31 protein-coding genes and 1 riboswitch are annotated in these 25552 nt (G+C 54.4%); of the genes, 14 read left to right on the forward strand and 17 right to left on the reverse strand.

Translation table 11 applies throughout. The features are described from left to right. From AC07UY_RS13060 to pduF, 17 genes are all read right to left on the reverse strand, one after another. Positions 1–678 (reverse strand): energy-coupling factor ABC transporter transmembrane protein, encoded by a 678-nt coding sequence (locus AC07UY_RS13060; protein ID WP_494660354.1) that lies wholly within the window; start codon positions 676–678, stop codon positions 1–3. Then, positions 665–946 carry an energy-coupling factor ABC transporter substrate-binding protein gene (locus AC07UY_RS13065; protein WP_203360789.1) on the reverse strand — a complete coding sequence of 94 codons (282 nt, stop codon included), beginning with the start codon at positions 944–946 and terminating at the stop codon, positions 665–667. The genes AC07UY_RS13060 and AC07UY_RS13065 overlap by 14 nt, the downstream gene beginning before the upstream one ends. Before the next feature lies 1 nt (position 947). Beyond that, on the reverse strand, positions 948–1685 hold the full coding sequence (gene cbiM, locus AC07UY_RS13070; protein ID WP_203360788.1) for a cobalt ECF transporter S component CbiM: 738 nt from the start codon (positions 1683–1685) through the stop codon (positions 948–950). Next, positions 1682–2395 (reverse strand): cobalt-factor II C(20)-methyltransferase, encoded by a 714-nt coding sequence (locus AC07UY_RS13075; RefSeq protein WP_494660319.1) that lies wholly within the window; start codon positions 2393–2395, stop codon positions 1682–1684. Before AC07UY_RS13075 ends, cbiM begins: the two co-directional genes overlap by 4 nt. Further along, complete coding sequence (gene cbiK / locus AC07UY_RS13080) at positions 2392–3186, reverse strand: sirohydrochlorin cobaltochelatase (protein WP_494701341.1); 795 nt, start codon at positions 3184–3186, stop codon at positions 2392–2394. Before cbiK ends, AC07UY_RS13075 begins: the two co-directional genes overlap by 4 nt. A gap of 10 nt (positions 3187–3196) precedes the next feature. Then, entirely contained in the window at positions 3197–3982 is a 786-nt protein-coding gene (locus tag AC07UY_RS13085) for a cobalt-precorrin-6A reductase (protein WP_494701340.1), read from the reverse strand. Continuing rightward, entirely contained in the window at positions 3979–4704 is a 726-nt protein-coding gene (locus AC07UY_RS13090) for a precorrin-3B C(17)-methyltransferase (protein WP_490470451.1), read from the reverse strand. The genes AC07UY_RS13085 and AC07UY_RS13090 overlap by 4 nt, the downstream gene beginning before the upstream one ends. Next, a complete protein-coding gene (gene cbiG / locus AC07UY_RS13095; protein ID WP_494701339.1) occupies positions 4704–5759 on the reverse strand; it encodes a cobalt-precorrin 5A hydrolase in 1056 nt (351 codons plus the stop codon). Before cbiG ends, AC07UY_RS13090 begins: the two co-directional genes overlap by 1 nt. Continuing rightward, the gene (locus AC07UY_RS13100) at positions 5740–6513 is read right to left on the reverse strand and encodes a cobalt-precorrin-4 methyltransferase (RefSeq protein ID WP_276294715.1); all 774 of its coding nucleotides are present in this window, start codon (positions 6511–6513) and stop codon (positions 5740–5742) included. The genes cbiG and AC07UY_RS13100 overlap by 20 nt, the downstream gene beginning before the upstream one ends. Further along, positions 6506–7075 carry a decarboxylating cobalt-precorrin-6B (C(15))-methyltransferase gene (locus AC07UY_RS13105; RefSeq protein WP_203360781.1) on the reverse strand — a complete coding sequence of 190 codons (570 nt, stop codon included), beginning with the start codon at positions 7073–7075 and terminating at the stop codon, positions 6506–6508. Before AC07UY_RS13105 ends, AC07UY_RS13100 begins: the two co-directional genes overlap by 8 nt. After that, positions 7065–7670, reverse strand: coding sequence for a cobalt-precorrin-7 (C(5))-methyltransferase (locus AC07UY_RS13110; RefSeq protein WP_494701338.1), 606 nt, complete (start codon positions 7668–7670; stop codon positions 7065–7067). The genes AC07UY_RS13105 and AC07UY_RS13110 overlap by 11 nt, the downstream gene beginning before the upstream one ends. Further along, positions 7664–8803, reverse strand: coding sequence for a cobalt-precorrin-5B (C(1))-methyltransferase CbiD (gene cbiD / locus AC07UY_RS13115; RefSeq protein ID WP_494701337.1), 1140 nt, complete (start codon positions 8801–8803; stop codon positions 7664–7666). Before cbiD ends, AC07UY_RS13110 begins: the two co-directional genes overlap by 7 nt. Continuing rightward, positions 8800–9432, reverse strand: coding sequence for a cobalt-precorrin-8 methylmutase (locus AC07UY_RS13120; protein WP_494660311.1), 633 nt, complete (start codon positions 9430–9432; stop codon positions 8800–8802). Before AC07UY_RS13120 ends, cbiD begins: the two co-directional genes overlap by 4 nt. A gap of 10 nt (positions 9433–9442) precedes the next feature. Beyond that, on the reverse strand, positions 9443–10402 hold the full coding sequence (cbiB, locus tag AC07UY_RS13125) for an adenosylcobinamide-phosphate synthase CbiB (RefSeq protein ID WP_494660310.1): 960 nt from the start codon (positions 10400–10402) through the stop codon (positions 9443–9445). Then, positions 10399–11778 (reverse strand): cobyrinic acid a,c-diamide synthase CobB, encoded by a 1380-nt coding sequence (locus AC07UY_RS13130; protein WP_494701336.1) that lies wholly within the window; start codon positions 11776–11778, stop codon positions 10399–10401. The genes cbiB and AC07UY_RS13130 overlap by 4 nt, the downstream gene beginning before the upstream one ends. Positions 11779–11874: 96 nt before the next feature. Beyond that, positions 11875–12049: riboswitch (cobalamin riboswitch) on the reverse strand. Positions 12050–12361: 312 nt separating this feature from the next. After that, the gene (gene pocR, locus AC07UY_RS13135) at positions 12362–13273 is read right to left on the reverse strand and encodes a transcriptional regulator PocR (protein ID WP_494701335.1); all 912 of its coding nucleotides are present in this window, start codon (positions 13271–13273) and stop codon (positions 12362–12364) included. Positions 13274–13473: 200 nt separating this feature from the next. Next, a complete protein-coding gene (gene pduF / locus AC07UY_RS13140) occupies positions 13474–14283 on the reverse strand; it encodes a propanediol diffusion facilitator PduF (protein WP_494660307.1) in 810 nt (269 codons plus the stop codon). Between the two features lie 516 nt (positions 14284–14799). Between pduF and pduA the strand changes: the two genes are divergently transcribed. From pduA to pduP, 14 genes are read left to right on the forward strand one after another with little or no spacing between them, the layout of a single operon-like run. Further along, positions 14800–15084 (forward strand): propanediol utilization microcompartment protein PduA, encoded by a 285-nt coding sequence (pduA, locus tag AC07UY_RS13145; RefSeq protein ID WP_001183618.1) that lies wholly within the window; start codon positions 14800–14802, stop codon positions 15082–15084. Beyond that, positions 15081–15893 (forward strand): propanediol utilization microcompartment protein PduB, encoded by an 813-nt coding sequence (pduB, locus tag AC07UY_RS13150; RefSeq protein ID WP_192612674.1) that lies wholly within the window; start codon positions 15081–15083, stop codon positions 15891–15893. Before pduA ends, pduB begins: the two co-directional genes overlap by 4 nt. Before the next feature lie 18 nt (positions 15894–15911). Continuing rightward, the gene (pduC, locus tag AC07UY_RS13155; RefSeq protein ID WP_192612675.1) at positions 15912–17576 is read left to right on the forward strand and encodes a propanediol dehydratase large subunit PduC; all 1665 of its coding nucleotides are present in this window, start codon (positions 15912–15914) and stop codon (positions 17574–17576) included. A 10-nt stretch (positions 17577–17586) separates the two neighbouring features. Continuing rightward, positions 17587–18249 (forward strand): propanediol/glycerol family dehydratase medium subunit, encoded by a 663-nt coding sequence (locus AC07UY_RS13160; RefSeq protein ID WP_203360772.1) that lies wholly within the window; start codon positions 17587–17589, stop codon positions 18247–18249. Between the two features lie 14 nt (positions 18250–18263). Further along, positions 18264–18782, forward strand: coding sequence for a propanediol dehydratase small subunit PduE (pduE, locus tag AC07UY_RS13165; RefSeq protein WP_494660306.1), 519 nt, complete (start codon positions 18264–18266; stop codon positions 18780–18782). Positions 18783–18795: 13 nt separating this feature from the next. Then, complete coding sequence (locus AC07UY_RS13170) at positions 18796–20628, forward strand: diol dehydratase reactivase subunit alpha (RefSeq protein WP_494660305.1); 1833 nt, start codon at positions 18796–18798, stop codon at positions 20626–20628. Beyond that, entirely contained in the window at positions 20618–20968 is a 351-nt protein-coding gene (locus AC07UY_RS13175; protein ID WP_494701334.1) for a glycerol dehydratase reactivase beta/small subunit family protein, read from the forward strand. The genes AC07UY_RS13170 and AC07UY_RS13175 overlap by 11 nt, the downstream gene beginning before the upstream one ends. 19 nt (positions 20969–20987) lie before the next feature. Then, positions 20988–21263, forward strand: coding sequence for a propanediol utilization microcompartment protein PduJ (gene pduJ, locus AC07UY_RS13180; RefSeq protein ID WP_162379893.1), 276 nt, complete (start codon positions 20988–20990; stop codon positions 21261–21263). Between the two features lie 24 nt (positions 21264–21287). Beyond that, positions 21288–21752: a BMC domain-containing protein gene (locus AC07UY_RS13185; RefSeq protein ID WP_494660303.1), complete on the forward strand. Its 465-nt coding sequence runs from the start codon at positions 21288–21290 to the stop codon at positions 21750–21752. Further along, entirely contained in the window at positions 21752–22384 is a 633-nt protein-coding gene (locus AC07UY_RS13190) for a phosphate propanoyltransferase (protein ID WP_494660302.1), read from the forward strand. Before AC07UY_RS13185 ends, AC07UY_RS13190 begins: the two co-directional genes overlap by 1 nt. Further along, a complete protein-coding gene (gene pduM, locus AC07UY_RS13195; protein WP_494660301.1) occupies positions 22381–22872 on the forward strand; it encodes a microcompartment protein PduM in 492 nt (163 codons plus the stop codon). The genes AC07UY_RS13190 and pduM overlap by 4 nt, the downstream gene beginning before the upstream one ends. Before the next feature lie 3 nt (positions 22873–22875). After that, positions 22876–23151, forward strand: coding sequence for a EutN/CcmL family microcompartment protein (locus tag AC07UY_RS13200; protein WP_494660300.1), 276 nt, complete (start codon positions 22876–22878; stop codon positions 23149–23151). Positions 23152–23160: 9 nt separating this feature from the next. Next, complete coding sequence (pduO, locus tag AC07UY_RS13205) at positions 23161–24168, forward strand: two-domain cob(I)yrinic acid a,c-diamide adenosyltransferase PduO (RefSeq protein WP_494660353.1); 1008 nt, start codon at positions 23161–23163, stop codon at positions 24166–24168. Next, complete coding sequence (gene pduP / locus AC07UY_RS13210; RefSeq protein WP_494701333.1) at positions 24165–25550, forward strand: CoA-acylating propionaldehyde dehydrogenase PduP; 1386 nt, start codon at positions 24165–24167, stop codon at positions 25548–25550. Before pduO ends, pduP begins: the two co-directional genes overlap by 4 nt. Positions 25551–25552: the final 2 nt, after the last annotated feature.

Consider the following 25552-nt stretch of genomic DNA (forward strand, 5'->3'; position numbering starts at 1 on the left):
TTACAGGTGAAAATCACCCTGATACAGTTTGATATCCAGCGTGGTAGCCATTTGCTGATAGCGGATCAGCACGCGAGTAAACAGTAATCCGACCAACATCGCCAGAGAACGATAGCTTTTCGGCAGACTACGATAACCAAAACGCAGCGTTTGCGCGCGATGAATGGCAAGCGCCTCGTCTAACAGAATAAAAATGAAGCGCCAGGTCAGCAGGATCTGCTCAGTGAGCAGTCGCGGCACGCGTGCGCGTTTTAGCAATACAATCAGTTGGGGAAACGGTAGATTCAGCACCAGCCAGAACGTTGCCGCCAGTGCGGCCAGGCTACGCCAGAAGGTTTCGTTAGCGGTGATAAGCCCTGAAGAGGTAATCCCCAGCCAGTAGGATCCGACAGGCAAACTGACCAACAGCGAGTGGGGATCGCGGCTTACGCTAAACAGAATCGTCACCACACCAACCACTAAAAAACCAAAGGGCAAGGCCATCCACCGGCACCAGCGCCACACCGAAAGGCGTAATAACCAACAGGTCAGCCCTGCGGTAAACAGAAGCTCAACGCCCTGCCCCCAGGGAGGCAGGGTGAATGCCAGCGTCATCATCACCACCCAGAGCAAAAACTTTCGCTCCGGTGATACATGAAACCAGCGGCTCTGGTAGCTAAGCCTGTCAAGCCCGGTCATCACGACGTTGTCTACCTTTGCAATAACCCAGAATGTAGAAAATCACTGCCGCGCCAAGCGAACCCTGCAGGGTGAACAGCAAACTTTCGATTTCACCACTGGCCGGTTCATACAGTGGCTCAAACCAGGGTTTATAATCCGGCGCAATGGCCTGGATCTGGCTTTCAGCCTCCCCATCAGAACCGCCGTATTCGCCGCCATGATTAATGAAGAACGGCAGGATCACCAGGGCTATCACCATGCTCAACAATATCAGCGTCTTTTTCATCCTAATGTCCTTGTGCGGTAATCAACCGCCGCTTGGTCAACTGGTCGTAGATCATGACGGTTAACAACCCTTCCGCGATCGCAATCGGAATCTGTGTTAAACAGAAAATGCCCATAAATTTGACGATGGATCCTGGCGCGCCCGCCTGCGGGTCCGGGAAGGCGACCCCAAGCTGCACAGAGGTGACGAAATAGGTCACCAGATCCGCCAGCATCGCGCACAAGAAGACCCCAACATCGCGGCGCAATCCTGCGCGACAGGCCATTTGCCACACCAGATATCCCACAACCGGCCCAATCACCGCCATCGACATGCCATTCGCACCCAGCGTGGTCAACCCGCCATGCGCCAGCAACAATGCCTGGAAGAGCAGAACGATCGCGCCAAGCACCGCCACAACGCCGGGCCCGAACAAAATAACCGCCAGCCCAACGCCGGTCGGATGTGAACAGCTCCCGGTCACGGATGGAATTTTCAGCGCCGAGAGTACGAAAATGAATGCCCCGCACAGCGCCAGCAGCACTTTTTGATGGTTATCTTCCTGGACAATCTGCCGCAGGCGAACCAGTCCGTACCACAGGCAAGGCAAAAACAGCAGCCACCATGCCAACGCCCACATCGGCGGCAGAAAACCCTCCATGATGTGCATCGCGAACGCCTGCTCGGGAACCACCATCAGCAATAGCGCCGCACCCAGCCCACTGAATGACAGTTGTTTCAGCTGTTTTTCGAGTATCATTCCTTATACTCCCACCGTTTGTTGACCAGAATGGTCGAGAAATAAGGCAGAGACTGCTCATCACTCACCTCATCCAGATGGCGCCAGCATTGCTCACCAGGCAGGGTGGCTTCGGCCATCATCAGGGCGCAGTCCAGTAAGCCTTCCTGTTGCAGCAACGCTTTAATGCGCGTGAATCTGCCGTACACCTTCATGAGCACCAGGCTTTCGTGCTGCTTTAGCGCCTGCTGAATTTCAGCTTCCGGTGCTGTACAGGAGATCACGGCCAGCGACTGTTGTTCCATTGCCAGCGGCGTTTTTGAGCGGGCGGCAATGGCGGCAAACGAGGTGACGCCAGGGACAATCTCCAGCCACTCCGGGTTGCCGATACGCTGCAGTAAAAAGACCCAGGTGCTGAACAACATGGCATCGCCCAGCGTAATAAAGCCAACCTGTTTTCCGGCCTTAACTTCTTTGACCAGCGCGGCGGCGACCTCGTCCCAGACCGCCTCTTTCTCGGCGCTGTCGGCACTCATCGGGAAATGGCAGCAGCGCACCTCTGTCTGTTCGCCGATATATTCACGCACAATGGAGAGCGCCAGGCTGTCACCGCCTTTACGTCCGGCCGGGGCATATAAAATATCCAGTGAACCGAGGAGCCGCGCCCCACGAACTGTGATCAGGTCAGACGCGCCAGGACCCGTGCTCAACGCATACAGTTTGCCGCTCATGCTGCTTCCTCCACTGCCATTTCCAGCGCGTGTTGCAGGTGCGCGACAAACATCGCACGCACCGCCGGGTTTTCGCCCAGCCCGCTTAACCACGGCGTTGCCGGGATACCTGCAGCGTTAAAGCGCGTTTTCCAGGAGTCCTCTTCATCAGAGGCCATGTCGTTGATGGCGTGATCGCCCGCGACCAGCATCAACGGCATAAGATGTACGCCGCTAACGCCTTCCTTGCTCAGACTCTCAATGAGAATCTCGACTTCCGGGTAACTCTCTACCGCCCCCACGCGAGCCGGAAAACCCTGCGCCGTCATCATATGGTCAAGGCAGGCATAGGCGGCGAACGCATGATGGCTGGCGCCATGCCCCATAAACACCACCTTCTCGGTTGTCTCAAGCGTGGGCATCTGTTGCTGCAACGCCAGCATCAGTTGCGCGTAATCACGATGACTGCTCAATAACGGCGCGCCCAGAGTCAGACGGGAAAACAGCGGGCGCATGCTTTGCACTTCACGGACAATTTTTTCGTATTCATCACCGTTAATGATGTGCAGAGACTGAATGGCAACGTCCTGATATCCCAGCGAGGCGAGTTTTTGCAAGGCCTGCAACGGCGTGTCGATATCAATACCATCGCGCTGTTTAAGTTTGCGGATGATCATCCCGGAGGTGAAGGCGCGAAACAGATCTCTGTCAGGGCAACTGGCCGCCAAATCGCGCTCACAGGCCACAATATTTTTCTCACAGGTGTCGTGATAGCTGGTGCCAAAACTGACGACCAGAAGTGCTTTTTTCATGTGTGACTCCTTAATCAGCGGCCAGCCAGCGTGCTAAACGCTGTGCAAATGCGGCCTGACTTTCCAGTAATTCGTCTCCCGTCACCAGCGGCGCCGGGCGGGTGATCACGATGCAGGGGATCCCTGCATCCAGACAGGGTTGAACTTTTTCCTGATAACCGCCTTCTGCGCCAGAGGCTTTTGTCACTACCACGTCGGCCTGACACTGGCGATAAAACGCGGCGTTAAATTCAGCGCTAAAGGGGCCGCAGAGGGCGAAGATCTCCCCTACGCCAAATCCCAGTCCAGCGCATTGCGCAATCACATCAGGAACGGGTAAGACGCGGGCCAGCAATGTTTTTTCCGGCAGCCCTGCACGCCATTGCGCCAGGTCCTTACTGCCGGTGGTCAGCAGCACACGATCGCCAAACTTCTGTGCCACATCACAGGCTTGTGCAATGCTCTGAACGGTATAAAGCAACGGGTGCGTCAGGTCGCTAAGTTGCTCCGGGCGCTGGTAGCGACTCAGCAACACGCCCGCCGCTTCGCAGGCGCGCAGAATGTTACGGCTCACCACTTCGGCATACGGATGTGACGCATCGATCACCCAGCGGGTGCGGTTGTCCCGCAGCCAGGCGATCATCTGCTCCAGCTCCAGACGACCGCATCGCACTTGCCCTTTAATCTCCCCTGCCAGTTGCTGGCCAGTGGGGGTCGCCACCGACAGGGTGTAAGGGACGTTTGCCGCGTCCAGTTGCTGACACAACGCCCGCGCATCGCTGGTTCCGCCCATCACCAGCACCTCGCCGTATCTCACAGCACGTAGCCTCTTGGCGTGATCATCAGACCATCCTGGATGTAGGTGGCTTTGTTACCGACAATCACCAGGCTGGTCATATCCACGGGTTCGAAGTCCATCCCGCCAAGCGTGCTCAGCCATTTCTCCTGTTTCTTACGTCCCGCCGACTTCACGACGCCAACCGGAGTTTCTGCGCTCTTACTGGCCGACAGTAATTCGAACGCGCGCGCCAGATGCCCTTCGCGGCCCCGACTACGCGGGTTGTAGAAGCAAATCACAAAGTCGGCTTCGCCTGCGGCGATAATGCGTTTTTCAATGACCGGCCACGGCGTCAGAAGATCGCTTAAGCTGATGTGACAAAAATCGTGCATCAACGGCGCGCCCAACAAAGACGCGGCCGCAATGCTGGCGGTCATGCCGGGCACCAGACGGACTTCAACATCCAGTTTCTGCTTACTGACCAGTTCCAGCACCAGACCCGCCATGCCATAAATGCCTGCGTCGCCGCTGCTGATCAGCGCCACGTTATGCCCAGCCTGCGCCAGTTCAATCGCCGCCTGACAGCGTTCGATCTCTTTGCACATACCGGTTTTGATCACCTGCTTGTCGCCCGTGAAGGCTTTCACCAGGTGGGTGTAGGTTTTGTAACCGACAATAATTTCCGCCGCCTGTAGTGCCTCGACCGCTTCCATCGTCATCATTGCCTGCGAGCCAGGGCCTATTCCAATTACGGTTAACATCAGTGTGAAACTCCCAAAGTAATAGTCACGCCCTGCTCACGCAGGGTCTCGCCTAACAGTTGTCCATGGCTCAGCAGCCAGGCTGCCGGACCTGATACGCTCCCGACGCCCACCGTTTGACGCACAAACGACGAAGCAGGAAAGCGATGTTCGTGCTCACGCAGCGCGTCAGCGGAAAAGGTTTCGAAAGGAACACGACAACAGGAGGCTAGTTGAATCAGCCCCTGCTCGTCTTTTTTGAGGTTGACGCTGCCAATCGCTTTTAATGCCAGCGGATCGAGCCGCTGTGCTTCAAGCTGACGCGCCAACAGAGCGGCTAATAGCGGAAATGGCGTGTCCCGACGACAGCCAATCCCGGCGACAACCCGCTGGGGCACCAGCTTCCAGTGCTGTACTGGCAGAGCAGGTAAATCGGTGCGTAGCGTGATGCAAATCAGCGCATCCAGCGCCGGCAGTTGCTGCAGGTCGGTTACGATGATAAAGCCGCGTTTGTCACAGTGGCTGACCTCTTCGGCTAACGCGTCGTCCCACCACAGCCCCACCCGCCGCTGGCTGACCAGCATTTGGTTAACGGTTTTCACGGCAGTGCGAAAATCATTCATTCGGGCGTTAAGCTGGAACGCCAGCGTATCCAACGCAGCCATATCGTTAACATCGGTCGCGGTGGTAATCACCGGATCGGCGCCCAGCATGCCCGCGAGGTAACGGGTGAGCGCATTGGCCCCCCCGGCATGGCCGGAGAGCAGGCTGATCACATGCTGCCCGCGCTCATCGATGACGACGACCGCCGGGTCGCTGAATTTGTCATTCACCAGCGGGGCGAGCACGCGTACCGCAATACCGGTCGCGCCAATAAAAATCAGCGCCGAATATTGAGCAAACGCGTCCCGTGCCGTACTGGCAAATCCATCGGTAAACGGCACAAACCCCTCTTCCAGCAATTTTTCACTGGTAAAGCAGGTCAGCGGCAGCATTGCCGCCAGCCGTTTCGCCAGCATGACTCCGCCAGGCGTCAAACAAAAAAGCGCAATAGACTCAGGCTTTACGGTATTCATGGCTAAAGTCCGCAGCATAAAGTCGGGAGTAGTGATATTCATCACCGAGGAAATTCCCCACCAGAATGAGCGCCGTTTTGCGGATCCCCGCGTCACGGACCTTGTCGCCAATGTCTGCCAGCGTGCCGCGTACGGTCTGACTTTCCGGCCAGGTCGCTTTGTAGATCACCGCCACAGGGGTTGTTGCCGGGTATCCACCTTCAATCAGACGCTCCGCGACCCGATGAATTCGCTGGACAGAAAGATAGATCGCCATTGACGTCTGGTGGCTGGCAAACGCTTCCAGTTGTTCACGTTCCGGTACCGGAGTCCGTCCTTCCAGACGGGTAATAATGAGGCTCTGCGATACTTCCGGGACGGTATATTCCACGCCAAGCTCGGCGGCCGCGCCGAGGAAAGCACTGACGCCAGGCACCACCTGCCAGTCGATGCCACGCCGGGTCAACTCTTCGCCCTGCTCGCGTACAGAACCGTACAGTGATACATCGCCGGTTTGCAGACGCACCACCGTTTTTCCCGCCTTCACTCCGGCTTCCATCAGGTCGAGGATCTGTTCCAGGTGCAGTTCCGCGCTGTCGTGACACTCTGCGTCTGGCGGGCAGTAATCCAGCAATTCGGTATTAATCAATGAGCCTGCATAGATAACCACCTGCGCCTGTTGCAGCAAACGGTAGCCTTTGAGGGTGATCAGCTCACGGTCGCCAGGACCTGCGCCGACAAACCACACACTACGGGGATCAAATGTCTCAGACATGGTGTTCTTCCTTCTGACAGGCGATAACAAAAACAGGATTATTCGGTTTGAAATAGTGACCACTGCCGAGGGCAGTCAGTGACGAAACGTGTAGCTGTAGGCAATCCACGTCCTGCACACCAATGTGCTCCAGATGCGCCAGCGCGGTATTGAGGTTTTCTTGCAGGATGAAGGTCATGACCAGGCGGCCGCCGCAGTGAAGCTGGCGCATTGCCCAGTCAATCAGTTCGGTAAGGTGACCACCGCTGCCGCCCATAAACACCGCATCGGCTTTCTCGGTCAGCATCATTGGCGCTTCACCTGGCAGGATATCAATGTTACTGCAGGCGAAATGCTGGCGGTTTTCATCCAGCAACCGCAGCGCTGCGGGATTGCGCTCAATGGCGGTGACATGCAGAGAAGGATGCTGCAGCGCCGCCTCAATCGAGACGCTTCCGGTTCCAGCGCCGACATCTATGAGATGGCTTGCGCGGTGCAATTCAAGTTTCGAGAGGGCGAGTGCACGAACCACTTCTTTGGTCATCGGCACTTTCTCTCCACGTAGGAACAGCTCATCTTTCATCAAGGATCACCACTGCATTCATCTCATAGTCGCTGTTGACCTCACTGACGGGCAGCCAGTGGATCCGTTCGTTTTCCATCGCCAGGTTTTCACCGATCACCATCCAGCGATGTCCCTTACCGCGTTTCATTAACTGAGCCGCTATTTCGCGTGGGCCGCAGAGCGTGTCTGTCACCATCGCGACCTTGCTATGTCGTGCCAGTTCGTCAAAACAGACGCTGCGCCCGTGGCTGCTGGTGAGCCACATATCGTTCATATCAACGCCTGACTGCGCACAGAGATACTGCACCGCGCTGATGCCCGGAATAATCCGCACCCGCTCAAGACCAAAATGCGCCACCATGCGCGTGCCGATACCGTAAAAAAGCGGATCGCCAGAGGCCAGTACCACCACGCGTTTATCATTCTGGCGGGCAACCCAGTCCAGCAGTTCCGCAATGTTGGCGCCGAGCACAAACTGTTCGCCGCTGAAATCAGGGAACTGTAATAAATGGCGTTTCCCGCCCACCAGGACGTCGGCTTGCGCCACCGCTTCCCGGGCGGCTGGCGTCATCAGATGTAGCCCTGCGGGCCCCATTCCCACCACCGTTAACATTGCATCTCCTTCGCAATCTCTTCGACCGGGCGGTTACTGCCGAGAACCTGATTCTCGAAAGAGAACATGATGGCGTCACAGCAAGGCGGGTTTTTCGTAAAACGCAGCATCTGCATGACGCGCAGACAAATTCGCTCGGCCAGATGCGGGTAAATGCGCTGAAATCCGTAGGCGTCGATATGTTCCATCGCCGCTTCGGTGGTATCGCAGTCGCTGACCAGCGTCAGCAGTTCACGCGGTGCGCCAAGGAGCGCCAGATGCGCCACTAACGTTTCCATGCGGGCATCGGCGATATGACTGTGCGTATGGAAGATCCCAGCGGAGATTTTGATGAGCTTACCAGGGTGTCCCACCAGCACGATGTGGCGATACCCCAGTCGCACTGCCTCTTCAATCATGTAGCCGACGAAATTGCTCATGGTGACGACAACCTGAGTGTCGATTCCCATTTGCTCGCGGACAAAACGTTCACCATGATTGCCTGGCACCAGCACAACCCTGTCCAGACCCGCTGCGCGTTTGATCTCCAGCTCCAGCGACAACGAACGTTTCCAGCTCTCTTCCGACATTGGCGTCACAATTCCTGTCGTGCCAATGATCGAAATCCCCCCCAGAATCCCGAGGCGTGAGTTGTAGGTTTTTTGCGCTCGCTCTTCACCTTCCGGAGCGAAGATTTCAATTTCTGCGCCACGCGCCGGACCAATGGCTTCACGTACTGCGGATTCAATGGTGTGCCGGGGCGTGCGGTTGATCGCCGCGCTACCGACAGGCAAACCGATACCTTTACGGGTGACCGTGCCAACGCCCTCTCCGCCCAGCAAGACGATCTCACCGCTGTCATTCAGCGTCACACGGGCAAAAATCAACATGCCGTGGGTGGCGTCCACATCATCTCCGCCATCCTTACGAATCGCGGCAATGGCCTGCTGCCCTTCGATGTGGGGAGACTCAACGTTCAGACACAGCGTTACCCCGGAAGGCGTAACGATAGAAACCTGATGAATCAAATGCTGGCGCAATACCATGAGTGCAGCGACTTTTGCTGCCGCCGTTGCACAGGATCCCGTGGTATACCCCTTGCGAAGCGCTTTGCCGTTGTGCCATACCGGGGCATCAAAGGATGCGTCGCTCATCGCGCCCCCTGCAGGTGGTACAACATGGCGTTCACGATGGCCGCAGCCACGTTACTTCCGCCTTTGCGCCCCAATGCGGCGATCGCCGGCAGGTTGCTTTGCGTTAGCGCGTCTTTCGACTCTTCGGCGCCAACGAATCCTACTGGCACACCGACCACGCCGCTGACGGCAACATCATGTTCAAGCAGTCGGAACAATGCCGTTGGCGCATTGCCGAACACAAACACCTTTTCGCTCTCTTCAGTAACCGCAATATCAACGGCCGCCATTGAGCGGGTGATCCCCTGCGCTTTTGCTGCACTCACGACGCGCGGGTCGCTGATGTAGCAGCGGCATTCACCGCCAAATTTGGCCAGCAGGGTTTTATTGATCCCGGAAAGCGCCATCGTGGTATCGGTATAGATAACGCACTGACGCTGGAGTGCCGCACACAGGTGCTCCAGCGCATCTCTGGAAAACCACAAAATGTCCAGCCAGTCAAAATCTGCCGTAGTGTGGATAACCCGTTTGATGATCGCTTCATGCAACGGGCTGGCAAATTGATAATCCGGGCGGGTCTCACGAATAATCTCGCCAATGATGTCGAAACTTTTGGTTTCAATCGCCTGGGGTTGCTGGATGTATTGCATGTATTTCTCCTCAGGCCGCGCCAACTACCAGCCAGTGCGCCACCATAAACAGCGCAAGGGCCAGGGTCGAAGCTACCCACATCAATCGAATCGTTTGGGAAATGTCGTCTACAGAAATGTCGCGCCGCGCATCGCCTATCCAGGGTTTCTCAACGCGCTGCCCAAAGTAGTTATTCGGACCGCCCAGGCGAATCCCTAGCGCCCCAGCCACACAAGCCTCAGACCAGGCGCAGTTTGGACTGCTGTGGTTGTAACGGTCACGCCAGCCGATCTGCAGTGCGCGGGCGCCATCCTGACGGCACAGGATTGCGGCAAGACTGAGCAACAGCCAGCTAAGACGGGCTGGAAAGTAATTCGCCACATCATCAAGGCGGGCGCTGACCATACCGATGGCCCGGTATTTTTCATGCTTATAGCCCACCATAGAATCAAGGGTGTTGACCGCTTTGTAGGCCATGGCTAACGGTGCGCCGCCAATCAACAGGAAAAACAGCGGCGCAATAATGCCGTCAACGGTGTTTTCCGCCACGGTCTCTACCACTGCACGATTGATTTGATCCGGCTGTAACTGCGACGTGTCCCGACCCACAATCCAGGCGAGCTTTTCCCGGCTTTCGGCAAGATTGCCAGCCCGCAATGGACGTTCAACATCCATCGCGGCCTTTGCCAGGCAACGCCCTGCCAGGACGGTAAAGATCATCCAGACTTCAACCAGCCAGCCAAACCAGGGGTGAATCATCGTCGCCAGCGTCAGCACGCCCCAGGAAACACCCCAGGTCACGCCGACCACCAGCACCCACATCACCGCACCACCTACCCGCAGCGCGCGCTCGCTATGGCAATAACGTCTGACAAGGCGTTGAACTGAGGAAATTAAATTGCCTATCCAGCGCACCGGATGCGGCCAGTTTTGCGGGTCACCAATAATGAAATCGAGAAGCCAGGCAACGCCCCATGCCAGCAATGTCATAGTGACTCCCTGCCCGCAGCCAGCCAGTGGTTCAACATTTGTGGACGCTGCGCGAAATGAACGTGAAGGTAGCTGGCAAAGGTATTGCCCACTTGCCAGCCGCCGGACCATTCCTGCAAGGTTTTACCGTCACGGACTTTGCGACACGCCATCACGGCCGGTATTTCTGGGGTAAAATCCGAGTAGTGAAATTCATGCCCACGAAGCACATCACCTGCCGCTGCCAGCAGTGTTTGCTGCAGGGCCTGCGCTTCGCAGTAGCCGAAGCGGGTAAGTCGTTTTCCCATCCGGCTGTGGCCTGGAATAACATCGGCCATCTGATAGACCGCCCCGGTTGAATCCTCCAGCGAGGTTCCCAGGTACATCAATCCGCCGCACTCCGCATAGATAGCCACACCGTGCTGATGCGCTGACCGCAATTGCGACAGCATTTCTCTGTTTTCAGCAAGCGCCGCCGCATGCAGTTCAGGATATCCGCCGCCAAGCCAAATCATCTGACAGTCAGGGAGTTTGCGGTCATGAAGAGGACTAAAACGCGTGATACGGACGCCAGTACGCTCCAGCAGAGTGATGTTGTCCGGGTAATAAAAATTGAAGGCTTCATCATCCGCGAGCGCCAGCGTAAGCCCTTTACCAGCAGAAGCGGAGGGTAATGTCGGCCATTCTCCTTCAGGCAACGACGTGAGATGACTCAGTGAAAGCAGCTGGTCGATATCCAGTGTCTGCTCAAGGGTACTGGCAAATTCCTGCCACGGTTGCTGATTGATAAGCGACTCTCGGGCGGTGACCAGTCCAAGATGGCGTTCAGGCAATGAAACGCCCTCAGCACGAGGGACATAGCCCAGAACGGGCACCGTACAGTAGCGTTCAATTGCCGTTTTGAGGAGTTGGTAATGTGCTTCGCTATTAACGCGATTGACGATAACGCCCGCAATGTTGAGGTCAGGATCAAAGTGCTGGAACCCCATCACCGTCGCGGCAATCGAGGTTGATACCGCTTTGCCATCCACCAGCAGAATAACCGGGCAACCCAGTTGCTTCGCCATTGCCGCCGTACTGCAATAATTGGGGTCGGTGCCGTAGCCGTCGTACAGCCCCATAACCCCTTCGATGACGGCAATGTCAGCCTGCTGCATATGCTCGCAAAACAAGGCATTAAGAACGGGCTCAGGGAGCATAAAACTGTCGAGATTGCGGGAGGCCGTGCCACAGACCGCCGTATGCCAGCCCGTGTCGAGATAGTCAGGTCCCACTTTGCAGGGCTGCACACGCAGACCGCGACGTTTTAACAGACTCAGCAAACCCAGCGTTACCGTGGTTTTGCCACAGCCGCTTCCGGTGCCTGCAAGAATAAATGCGTGAGAACGTGCCGCCATACCCTGATCCTGTTCAGGGTGGTAGGGGTGTAGAGATGCGCTTGTAACCCGTCTTCAGACGATACGCTTCCGATCAACCCACTTCCCACCGAAGTTGTTGGTAATGGTCGACAGGCAGGTCTTCTGGCTCAGCGTCATCCTCACCCGTCCTTCCCAATCTTGCGATCAGTGGCGTTTACGGGGTCGTCAGCATCACAGCAGCGGGGGCTGCGGGGGATTCTCACCCCCTTCCCTGCCACAAATGTGGCAAACCTGTCGACTTACGTTATGGGCATTTTTCGTAACCCATAACGGTAATTAAACTCTAATTACATCTCACTCTTTCTTACGCCAATTTCCTGGCGTTTACATGCATATTTCACTCGTATATGTATTGAATGAGTGCAGCGGGGAAATAATAATAAAAACCACACTTCCCGAAACTGCACCCCATCACAAAAATAAAAACAGACGCAGTTTATCCCTCAAATAAGACTATTTTGTTGCGCTACGACAACTTATCGCATTGAGATGATTGTTTTCATTTTATAAAGGCTGACATGCCACAGGATATCAAAAATCGGCAATTGCCAGATATTGATATTTACGCAGATTCAATATAGGAATTTTCATTAATTTGCTGGCGAAACGTCTGCGGCGTCACCTGATACGTCTGGCGAAAAACTTTGCAGAAATAACTGGTTTGAGAAAAGCCTAAATTACGCGCAATGCTGGCAATGCTCCAGTCACTGTGGCACAGCAGTTCCCTGGCGCTGGCCATTCTTTGCTGGTTTACCCAAGCGTTAAAACCGATGCCCTGATATTTTTTAAATAATTTGCTGAAGTAGTACGGGCTAAGATAAACATGTGAAGCGACATCCTCAAGACGCAGATCGTCCGACAAATGCGCATCAATGTAGCGCAGCGCTTTCTTTATTTTACTGTCATGCGGATTAGGGCTACGGTTCGCCCGGGCAGGTTCAGCTTGCTGTGGGTTATCCTTGATAACAACAAAATTAAGTTGTTTTTTAAGGCAATTTTCAACAATAAGCTTCAACAGGTCTGCTGACGCCATCACCCTTGAATAGTCCATCTCAGGTACGTTATGAAATTCATTCAGCAGTTCGGGATCGGCTTGCCAACGGTCATCCACACTAAGAATATCCACCAGGCCGACATCGTTGCTTAAACGCACTTGTCCACAAAGGACAAAACCAACCAGATGACCTGCAATTACCAACGGAATAGAAAAATCGGTTAAACCCGCATGGCAGCGATAAATACAAGGTTGGTCTGATTTTGATGCTTCCAGACCGCCGCAGCGATCGCTCATACGACAACGCGTACTGTGTTGAGGATGTTGGCGCATCAATTGACAAAATGGTGTGAAATTAAACAACTCAGAAATCTCATCACCATGAATATTGACAACCACAACGGCCAGACTGGTGGCTTGTGCAAAATCCTGGGCGATTTTATTAATGAGTTCTGAGTTCAGAGCGCTCGCAGAAATCATGATAAAACCCCTCAGTTAATTTATTGTTATAAACAGCACATTTTATTTACATTCGCCTGATCATTTTCCTGGGATATTAATGAACAAAGCAAAATGCACAATAACAAAAGTCCCCCATCCCTGGGAGACGTTTTATTCAGTTCGTGAAACCAGATCACGAAATCATTTACCTATTTCAGAAAAAGCCCATAAAAACGGCGTTACCCCTGATTTTCTTCCAGCTTACAGGCATTACACGGTAAGTTTTTGCCAATAAAATAGCGATAGATTGCCGCCCCCCCGCAAGCCCCAACAATAGGTGCCACGATAGGTACAATAAAATATGGGATATCACGTCCGCCCGTCATCGCAATGTCTCCCCATCCTGCCATCCATGCGAACAGTTTCGGGCCAAAATCACGCGCAGGGTTCATCGCAAATCCGGTCAGAGGTCCGGTGGAAGCACCGATAACCGCCACCAGTATCCCTATCAGCAAAGGGGCCAACGGTCCTTTAGGCACACCATTGCCATCGTCAGTCAGCGCCATGATCATCCCCATCAGAATGGACGTGATCACCACTTCCACCAGCGCCGCTTGCCATACACTCAAGGCCGCAGCCGGATAGGTACTGAAAATACTCGCCAGTTGCAAACTCTCGACGCTGCCACGCACCAATTGATGAGCCGTTTCAAATTCGATAAACAGACTGCCATACAGCAGATATGCCAGCATCGCCCCGCCAAACGCGCCAGCAAGCTGGGCTATGGTGTAAGGCAAAACCTTACGGCCAGGGAAACAGGCAAACAACCATAATGCAATCGTCACTGCCGGGTTTAAATGCGCACCGGATATTCCGGCCGTCAGATAAACGGCAAGCGAGATCCCTAACCCCCAAATGATACAGATTTCCCATAATCCCAAACTTGCGCCAGCAACTTTGAGCGCGCTGAGGCAACCAATACCGAAAAACAAAAACAGCCCGGTGCCCAAAAATTCGGCAATGCATTGCGCTTTTAGTGAGTCGTTCATTGTGACACCTTCTAAGCAGAGTTTGTGTCTGTGTCAGCAAGCTACCCCCGCTGACGGCCCGACTTTCACTATAAAAACTGTTCTCTGCAAATTGTTGGCAACCTGAAGGCTGGCTGGCTCTGAAAAATCGTGCCGCAATAACAAATTATTGCTATCCGTTTACCCCCTAGAGCAGACGCCACGAGCGATTCGATAAATAAAGCACGATCGTTGTATTAATAAAAAATGGCTAAATCCAATATTTAAATTTCCAACAAACATCACACATTCATTTACCCCTGGCAAATTAATTTTATTTTGTCATCTGGTAAAATGTAAAAATGAAATAACAAAAGCAAAATAATTACATTATAATTTATTTTATTTTCCATTAAAAACAGCAATATACAATTAATTTAAGCAATTTAATACTATCAACTACCCACTATTTTTTCACGTTCAAAGATAAGTCAGCCATTCTTTTTCCTCGCTTCTTTTTATAGTCCTGATTATCGGGACAACCCAGGCGAGGTCTTTATGCAACAAGAAGCATTAGGAATGGTAGAAACCAAAGGCTTAACCGCTGCCATCGAAGCCGCTGATGCGATGGTGAAATCAGCCAATGTCATGCTGGTCGGTTACGAAAAAATTGGCTCTGGACTGGTGACAGTTATCGTTCGTGGTGACGTCGGCGCAGTCAAAGCGGCTACCGATGCAGGTGCGGCAGCTGCCCGCAACGTGGGAGAAGTGAAAGCCGTACACGTTATTCCACGCCCGCATACCGATGTAGAAAAAATCTTACCGAAGGGAATTAGCCAATGAGCAGCAATGAGCTGGTGGAACAGATCATGGCGCAGGTGATTGCCCGCGTGGCAACCCCCGCTCAACCGGTCACCCCTGATAAACCCTATCCAAAACGAGAGACGGCTATGGCAGAAAAGAGCTGCAGTTTAACGGAATTTGTCGGCACCGCGATTGGCGACACTGTTGGTCTGGTCATCGCGAACGTAGACAGTGCCTTACTGGAAGCAATGAAGCTTGAGAAGCGTTATCGCTCAATTGGCATTCTGGGCGCACGTACGGGCGCAGGTCCACACATCATGGCCGCTGATGAAGCCGTAAAAGCGACGAATACGGAAGTGGTCAGCATTGAGCTTCCCCGCGACACCAAGGGCGGCGCCGGGCATGGTTCACTGATCATTCTGGGCGGCAACGATGTTTCAGACGTAAAACGCGGCATCGAAGTCGCACTCAAGGAACTTGACCGTACCTTTGGCGATGTTTACGCCAATGAAGCGGGCCATCTGGAACTGCAGTACACCGCGCGTGCCAGTTATGCCCTTGAAAAAGCGTTCGGCGCACCACTCGGTCGTGCCTGCGGCGTCATCGTTGGCGCTCCAGCGTCTGTTGGCGTGTTAATGGCTGATACCGCGCTGAAATCCGCCAACGTTGAGGTTGTGGCCTACAGCTCTCCGGCACATGGAACCAGCTTCAGTAATGAAGCCATTCTGGTGATTTCCGGTGACTCCGGCGCTGTACGTCAGGCGGTTATCTCTGCGCGCGAAATTGGCAAAACCGTCCTGTCGACCCTCGGTTCTGAACCGAAAAACGATCGTCCGTCCTATATCTAATACCCATGAGGCTGATTCATGAGATCGAAAAGATTTGAAGCACTGGCGAAACGCCCTGTGAATCAGGACGGCTTCGTTAAGGAGTGGATCGAAGAAGGCTTCATTGCAATGGAAAGCCCGAACGATCCTAAACCCTCGATTAAAATCGTCAACGGCGCAGTGACCGAACTGGATGGCAAAGCCGCCAGCGAATTTGACCTGATTGACCATTTTATCGCCCGCTACGGGATCAATCTGGCGCGCGCCGAAGAAGTCATGAAGATGGACTCGGTCAAGCTCGCCAATATGCTCTGCGACCCTAATGTAAAACGCAGTGACATCGTACCGCTCACCACCGCGATGACACCGGCGAAAATCGTTGAAGTGGTGTCACACATGAACGTGGTTGAGATGATGATGGCGATGCAGAAAATGCGCGCTCGTCGTACCCCTTCTCAACAGGCGCACGTGACCAACATCAAAGATAACCCGGTGCAGATCGCTGCCGATGCCGCCGAAGGCGCATGGCGCGGATTTGATGAACAAGAGACGACCGTTGCAGTTGCGCGTTACGCCCCGTTCAACGCTATCGCTCTGCTCGTTGGCTCCCAGGTCGGTCGTCCTGGCGTATTAACCCAGTGTTCGCTGGAAGAAGCTACCGAACTGAAGCTCGGCATGTTAGGCCATACCTGCTACGCCGAAACCATCTCCGTTTACGGTACCGAACCTGTCTTTACTGACGGTGACGATACCCCCTGGTCAAAAGGCTTTCTGGCCTCGTCTTATGCCTCTCGCGGCCTGAAAATGCGCTTTACCTCTGGCTCTGGCTCTGAAGTACAAATGGGTTACGCCGAAGGCAAGTCGATGCTGTACCTGGAAGCGCGTTGCATTTACATCACGAAAGCCGCTGGCGTACAGGGGTTACAAAACGGTTCGGTGAGCTGCATTGGCGTGCCTTCTGCGGTGCCATCAGGGATTCGCGCCGTGCTGGCGGAAAACCTGATCTGCTCGTCGCTGGATCTGGAGTGCGCCTCCAGTAACGACCAGACCTTCACCCACTCCGACATGCGCCGTACTGCGCGCCTGCTGATGCAGTTCCTGCCGGGAACGGACTTTATCTCCTCCGGTTATTCTGCGGTGCCGAACTACGACAACATGTTTGCCGGCTCCAACGAAGATGCCGAGGATTTTGACGACTACAACGTTCTCCAGCGCGACCTGAAAGTGGACGGGGGTTTACGTCCGGTACGTGAAGAAGACGTCATCGCTATTCGTAATAAAGCCGCTCGCGCGCTGCAGGCCGTCTTTGCCGGTATGGGTCTTCCACCAATCACTGACGAAGAAGTCGAAGCCGCCACTTACGCCCACGGTTCGAAAGACATGCCGGAACGTAACATCGTTGAAGATCTCAAGTTCGCGCAGGAGATCATCAGTAAGAACCGTAACGGTCTGGAAGTGGTAAAAGCCCTCGCCCAGGGCGGTTTCACCGACGTTGCTCAGGACATGCTCAACATCCAGAAAGCCAAGCTGACCGGAGACTATCTGCATACCTCCGCCATTATCGTTGGTGATGGACAAGTGCTCTCAGCAGTGAATGACATTAACGATTATGCCGGTCCGGCAACAGGCTATCGCCTGCAAGGCGAACGCTGGGAAGAGATAAAAAATATCCCTGGCGCACTCGATCCCAACGAACTTGGCTAAGGGGTGAAAAATGGAAATTAATGAAAAGCTGTTGCGCCAGATAATTGAAGATGTGCTGTCCGAAATGCAGAGCAGTGACAAACCGGTGACCTTGCGTACACCCGCTGTTCAGGCGGCCCCTGCACAGGGTGAAAGCTTTCTGACTGAAATTGGCGAAGCCAAACAAGGTGCCCAGCAAGACGAAGTCATTATTGCTGTTGGTCCGGCATTTGGTCTGTCGCAAACCGTCAATATCGTGGGTCTGCCGCACAAGAGCATTCTGCGCGAAGTGATCGCGGGTATTGAAGAAGAAGGCATCAAGGCACGTGTTATTCGTTGCTTCAAATCATCCGATGTGGCGTTCGTCGCGGTAGAAGGGAATCGTCTGAGCGGTTCTGGCATCTCTATCGGCATCCAGTCTAAAGGGACGACGGTTATTCACCAACAAGGGTTACCTCCGCTTTCCAACCTGGAGCTTTTCCCTCAGGCCCCGTTACTCACGCTGGAAACGTACCGCCAAATTGGTAAAAACGCCGCGCGCTATGCCAAGAGAGAATCTCCGCAACCTGTTCCGACGCTGAATGATCAAATGGCGCGCCCTAAATATCAGGCGAAATCGGCCATTTTGCATATCAAAGAGACGAAGCATGTCGTGACGGGCAAAAACGCGCAAGAACTGCGCGTGGCGCTTTAACAAAGGATACCGCCATGAATACCGAAGCAATTGAATCGATGGTACGGGATGTGTTGAGCCGCATGAACAGCCTGCAAGGCGAAACTCCCGCCTCTGCTGCAGTGAATACGTCGACGCACACCGCGAAGGTGACCGATTACCCACTGGCAAACAAGCATCCTGAGTGGGTGAAAACAGCCACCAACAAAACGTTGGATGACTTCACGCTTGAGAATGTCCTCAGCAATAAAGTGACCGCGCAGGACATGCGTATCACGCCGGAAACTCTGCGTCTTCAGGCTGCTATCGCCAAAGATGCTGGCCGTGACCGACTGGCGATGAACTTTGAACGCGCAGCGGAACTGACTGCTGTACCTGACGAACGGATCCTTGAAATCTACAACGCACTGCGTCCTTACCGTTCAACGAAAGAAGAGCTGATGGCCATTGCGGACGATCTCGAAAATCGTTATCAGGCAAAGATTTGCGCAGGTTTCGTTCGTGAAGCGGCCATGCTGTACATCGAGCGCAAAAAACTTAAAGGCGACGATTAAGCGGAGAGAATCCATGCGGTATATCGCTGGCATTGATATTGGCAACTCATCAACAGAAGTCGCTCTGGCGACGTTGAATGAGTCTGGCGTACTGACAATCACCGGCAGTGCGCTGGCGGAAACGACCGGAATCAAGGGCACATTACGTAATGTGTTCGGTATTCAGGAGGCGCTTACGCTGGCGGCAAAAAACGCCGGCATCAATGTCAGTGATATTTCGCTCATCCGCATCAACGAAGCCACGCCAGTGATTGGCGATGTGGCGATGGAAACCATCACGGAAACCATCATCACTGAGTCAACCATGATCGGCCACAACCCGAAAACACCGGGTGGGGTCGGTCTTGGCGTCGGGGTAACCATTACGCCGGAAGAGTTGTTGACTCGCCCGGCTGATGTCTCTTACATCCTGGTGGTATCAGCAGCGTTCGATTTCGCCGATGTTGCTACCATGATTAACGCCTCCGTGCGGGCGGGGTATCAATTGACCGGCGTCATTCTGCAACAGGATGACGGTGTACTGGTCAGTAATCGTCTTGAAAAACCCGTCCCTATTGTTGATGAAGTTCGGTATATCGACCGAATTCCTCTCGGGATGCTGGCCGCTATTGAGGTTGCCGTCCCCGGGAAGGTGATCGAAACGCTGTCTAACCCTTACGGCATCGCTACGGTTTTTAATCTCAGTGCCGACGAGACCAAAAACATTGTGCCTATGGCGCGCGCGCTGATTGGCAACCGTTCCGCCGTGGTGGTGAAAACCCCCTCAGGTGATGTGAAAGCTCGCGCCATACCAGCCGGAAATATCGAACTGCTGTCGCAGGGACGCACGCGTCGAGTCGATGTTGCCGCTGGTGCCGACGCCATCATGAAAGCGGTCGGCGAATACCCCAAACTGGATAATGTCACCGGTGAAGCCGGAACCAATATTGGCGGCATGCTGGAGCATGTGCGCCAGACAATGGCAGAACTCACCAACAAACCCAGCAACGAAGTTTTCATCCAGGACCTGTTAGCCGTCGATACGTCAGTACCCGTGAGTGTCACCGGTGGGCTAGCCGGAGAGTTTTCGCTGGAGCAGGCCGTCGGCATCGCCTCAATGGTGAAATCAGATCGCCTGCAAATGGCGATGATCGCCCGCGAAATTAAGCAAAAACTCAACGTTGACGTTCAGGTCGGCGGCGCAGAAGCCGAAGCCGCGATTCTGGGTGCCTTAACCACGCCTGGCACCACGCGGCCACTGGCAATTCTGGATCTGGGCGCGGGTTCAACTGACGCTTCAATCATCAACCCTAAAGGCGAAATTATCGCCACTCACCTCGCCGGTGCTGGCGATATGGTCACGATGATCATCGCTCGTGAACTGGGTCTGGAAGATCGTTATCTGGCCGAGGAGATCAAAAAGTACCCGTTGGCCAAGGTGGAAAGTTTGTTTCACTTGCGCCATGAGGACGGCAGCGTTCAGTTCTTCCCCACCCCGCTTCCGCCCTCGGTGTTCGCACGTGTCTGCGTGGTGAAACCCGATGAACTGCTTCCTCTTCCTGGCGACCTGGCTCTGGAGAAAGTGCGCGCCATTCGCCGCAGCGCGAAAGAGCGGGTCTTTGTCACTAACGCCCTGCGTGCGCTGCGTCAGGTAAGCCCAACCGGCAATATCCGCGACATCCCGTTTGTGGTGCTGGTTGGCGGTTCTTCCCTGGATTTTGAAGTCCCGCAACTGGTCACCGATGCGCTGGCGCACTATCGGCTGGTGGCCGGGCGAGGAAACATTCGCGGTAGCGAAGGGCCAAGAAACGCCGTCGCAACAGGATTGATCTTGTCCTGGCATAAGGAGTTTGCCTATGGACAGTAACCATATCGCACCGGCGATTGTTGTCGCGGCCATTGACGGCACACTCTCCGCCTGGAATGACGTTCTGTTGGGTATCGAAGAAGAAGGTATTCCCTTCGTTGTCCAGGAGCAGGTCTCAGACGATGTCGTTCGCTGCGCCTGGCAAGCAGCGCGCCAGTCGCAGCTGCTCGTAGGCATCGCCTGCGACAGTGAAACGTTGGTTGTGCATTACAAGAATTTACCCGCATCAGCGCCGCTATTTACGCTGACCTATCACCAAGATAACCCTGCCCGTCGACGTATTGGCAACAACGCCGCGCGGCTGGTTAAAGGCCTTCCCTTCCGGGATGGTCACTCATAATCCACAGGAGAACCGCAGTATGAATAACGCACTGGGTCTAGTTGAAACAAAAGGGCTGGTAGCCGCGATTGAAGCCGCCGATGCCATGGTGAAATCCGCCAACGTGCAGTTGGTCGGCTATGAAAAGATCGGCTCGGGTTTAGTGACCGTGATGGTTCGCGGTGATGTCGGTGCCGTAAAAGCGGCCGTAGACGCAGGAAGTGCTGCGGCAAGCGCGGTAGGCGAAGTCAAATCCTGCCACGTCATCCCACGCCCGCACAGCGACGTTGAGGCCATTTTACCTAAATCTGCCTAAGTCACTTCGAAAAAGGAGCACAGCGTGAAGCAATCACTGGGATTACTTGAAGTTAGTGGTCTGGCATTAGCCATCAATTGCGCGGATGTCATGGCGAAAGCCGCTTCCATCACGCTGGTTGGCCTCGAAAAGACCAACGGTTCAGGCTGGACGGTTCTCAAAATTACCGGTGATGTGGCCTCTGTTCAGGCGGCCATCATCACTGGCGCCAGTTTTGCCGACCAGCAAGCAGGCCTGGTCGCACATAAAGTCATCGCACGGCCTGGAGAAGGCATTCTTTCTTACCGCGTAGAGACGTCGCCTGAGCCAATTCCCGACGCTGCTCACGAAGAGCCTCAGGAAGAGATCCTTGTTGAGCCGTTTTTACCCGAGAGCGCACAGGGAACTGAGCTTATCAGTTGCAATCTTTGCCTCGATCCACAATGCAAACGCCAGAAAGGGGAACCCCGCTCTCTCTGTCTGCATTCCGGTAAGCGAGGTGACGCGTAATGGATAAGCAACTGCTGGAGACGACCGTAAGCCAGGTCCTGGATGAGATGCGTGAGCGCCCTATTCCGCTGGGCGTTTCTAATCGTCATATCCATCTTTGCGCAGAAGACTATGCCCGTCTTTTTCCTGACCAACCGATCAGCGAGAAAAAAGCACTATTACAGCCCGGACAATACGCCGCCGAGCAAACCGTCACTTTGGTTGGCCCAAAAGGTCAGCTAAAAAATGTTCGCCTGCTTGGACCATTGCGTAGTACGAGTCAGGTTGAAATCTCCCGTACCGACGCCAGAACATTGGGCGTCGCAGCCCCCTTGCGTATGTCAGGCGCTCTGCAAGAAACGCCGGGGATCCGCCTGGTCAGCCCGTTTGCCGAACTGGATCTCACGTCGGGCGTGATTATCGCCCGCCGCCATATTCATATGTCACCGCTGGATGCACTGATCCTGCGTGTTTCGCACGGCGACAGCGTCTCTGTGGCCATTGAGGGTGATGAACGGCGGTTGATTTTTGACAACGTTGCCGTTCGCGTTTCACCCGATATGCGTCTTGAGATGCACATCGACACAGACGAAGCCAATGCGGCTGGCGCAGATAGCCCGCACGCATTCGCCAAACTGGTAACGCCACGATGAACGGCGAAATGGTGCAGCGTATCGTCGAGGAGGTCGTTGCACGTTTGCTGCGTCGTGCCGACAGTACGGTCACGCTCAGCGCCGCGCAACTACGGGATATCGATGCCCGGACCCTGTTTTGCCAGTATTCATATCTGCATGTTCAGCAGGTTGACTTGCCATTACTGGAACAACTTGCGCAGAACGATTCGTCAAACACAACGGCGGTAATGATTCACGAGGCGCTGGCATTTGGACTTCGCGTACAGCTGTCAGTGCAACGTCGTTTGTTACCGGCGTTACCGGTGAAAAAGCTGGCACGCCTGCCTCTGATATTCAGTGATGAGCTGGGGCAGACCGTCATCCTGCACCCGGTCAATCTTTTAAGTTATGCCGACGTGGCTCGCCTTCCCTGTGTATCGCTGGTGCTGCGTCGTCAATGTGTCATTACCGCACTGGCTCGTGAAGCCGCTGGCACACGCAATATTCATCTCATTAAACAGGAGTGAACCATGCATCTGGCACGCGTTACAGGCGCGGTGGTATCCACACAAAAATCACCTTCTCTGGTGGGGAAAAAACTCCTGCTGGTTCGTCGGGTCTGTGCCGATGGGGAACTTCCCTCGCCTCCCACCACAGGTGATGAAGTGGCGGTTGATTCCGTAGGGGCTGGCATTGGCGAGTTAGTGTTGCTCAGCAGCGGCTCCAGCGCCAGACATGTATTTAGCGGTCCCAATGAGGCCATAGACCTGGCCATTGTCGGCATCGTCGACACGGTATCAAGTTAAGGGGGAATGATGGCGATTTATACCCGAACAGGTGATGCCGGAACAACCGCCCTGTTTACCGGCCAACGCGTCAGTAAAACCCATCCGCGTGTTGAAGCTTACGGAACGCTGGATGAACTTAATGCCGCGCTGAGTCTGTGTGTATGTGCTTGCGCCTGCGCGCAACATCGCACGCTGCTGGAGTCTATTCAGTTGCAGATCTTCTGGTTTAGCGCTGAGCTTGCCAGTGAAAGCGAACAACCGGCATCAGGGCAACGTTACATCAGTTCAGAAGAAATTACCGCGCTTGAAATCGCTATTGATACCGCGATGGGCCGCATCCCCCCCTTGCACAGCTTTATCCTGCCAGGTCGGTGCGAGGCGGCAAGTCGATTGCACTTCGCGCGTACGTTAGCGCGTCGCGCAGAGCGACGTCTGGTGGAGCTATCTGAAGGCGTCGCGGTCAGGCATGTACTGATGCGCTACATCAACCGACTCTCAGATTGTTTGTATGCCCTGGCGCGCGCCGAAGACAACGACGCTCATCAAAGCAACATTATTCGGGAAGTGACAAAGCGTTATCTGGCTTCTGGTCACTCCCCCTCCATGAAGGAATCCGCAATGTCCCTCTCATTTCAGGAGCTTCATCAGTTAACCCGTTCAGCCGTTGAACGGGCACAAGAATTACAGGTGCCTGTTGTCGTCAGCATCGTTGACGCTCATGGCGTCGAGACCGTGACCTGGCGTATGCCGGATGCTCTATTAGTGAGCAGTGAACTGGCACCGAAGAAAGCATGGACGGCTGTCGCGATGAAAACAGCGACCCATGAACTTTCCGCTGCGGTTCAACCCGGCGCGGCGCTTTATGGTCTGGAAAGTCATCTGCAAGGCAAAGTGGTGACGTTTGGCGGCGGATATGCGCTATGGCGTGACGGTGTACTGATTGGGGGTCTTGGGGTCAGCGGCGGTAGCGTTGAACAGGACATGGAAATTGCACAAACCGCCATTGCGGCTATTAACGTGAGAACACATCAATGAATACTTCCGAACTGGAAACCCTCATCCGAACCATTCTGAGCGAACAGTTAGCGCCCACCAGCGCGGACGAAAAAGGGAATGGTATCTTTCAGTCCGTTGATGAGGCAATCAACGCCGCACACCAGGCCTTCTTACGTTATCAGCAGTGCCCGCTAAAAACCCGAAGCGCCATTATCAGCGCTATTCGTGAAGAGCTCAATTCGCACCTTGCGACGCTTGCGCAAGAGAGCGCGGTAGAAACCGGAATGGGTAATAAAGAGGATAAGTTCCTCAAGAATAAAGCCGCCCTGGAAAACACGCCGGGTATTGAAGATCTCACCACCACGGCATTGACAGGCGATGGCGGCATGGTGCTATTCGAATATTCGCCATTTGGCGTTATCGGTTCCGTCGCCCCCAGCACCAACCCCACCGAAACCATCATCAATAACAGCATCAGCATGCTGGCGGCGGGAAACAGCGTTTATTTCAGTCCGCATCCTGGGGCCAAAAACGTCTCCCTTAAGTTGATCAGCATGATTGAAGAGATTGCGTTTCGCAGTTGTGGGATCCGCAACCTGGTCGTTACTGTCGCAGAACCCACGTTTGAAGCGACCCAGCAAATGATGGTTCACCCTCACATTGCGGTACTGGCGATCACCGGCGGTCCTGGTATCGTGGCGATGGGGATGAAAAGCGGCAAAAAAGTCATTGGCGCAGGCGCGGGAAATCCCCCCTGCATCGTCGATGAAACTGCAGATTTAGTGAAAGCTGCGGAAGATATCATTAATGGCGCCTCGTTCGATTACAACCTGCCCTGTATTGCAGAAAAGAGCCTGATCGTCGTGGAGTCCGTTGCCGACAACCTGATCCAACAAATGCAAAGCTTTGGCGCGATGCTCCTCACCCCAGCAGAAACGGATAAGCTCCGTGCAACCTGCCTTCCGGAGGGTCAAGCCAATAAAAAACTGGTTGGCAAAAGCCCCGAAACCATGCTGGAAGCCTCTGGTATCGCGGTTCCAGCCAAAAAACCACGCTTGCTGATCGCGGTCGTTGACGCGAACGATGCCTGGGTTACCAGTGAACAGTTGATGCCGATGTTGCCGATCGTGAAAGTGAAGGACTTCGACAGCGCACTGACGCTGGCCATCAAAGTCGAAGAAGGCCTGCACCATACCGCCATTATGCACTCGCAGAATGTTTCACGACTGAACCTGGCAGCCCGCACATTGCAGACCTCTATTTTTGTGAAAAACGGTCCGTCCTATGCGGGAATCGGCGTTGGTGGCGAAGGGTTCACCACCTTTACGATTGCCACGCCAACGGGTGAAGGGACAACCTCAGCCAAAACATTCGCGCGGTCTCGTCGCTGCGTACTGACAAACGGTTTTTCAATCCGTTAATG

It is taken from the genome of Citrobacter sp. GW821-FHT02E08, from assembly GCF_059421685.1.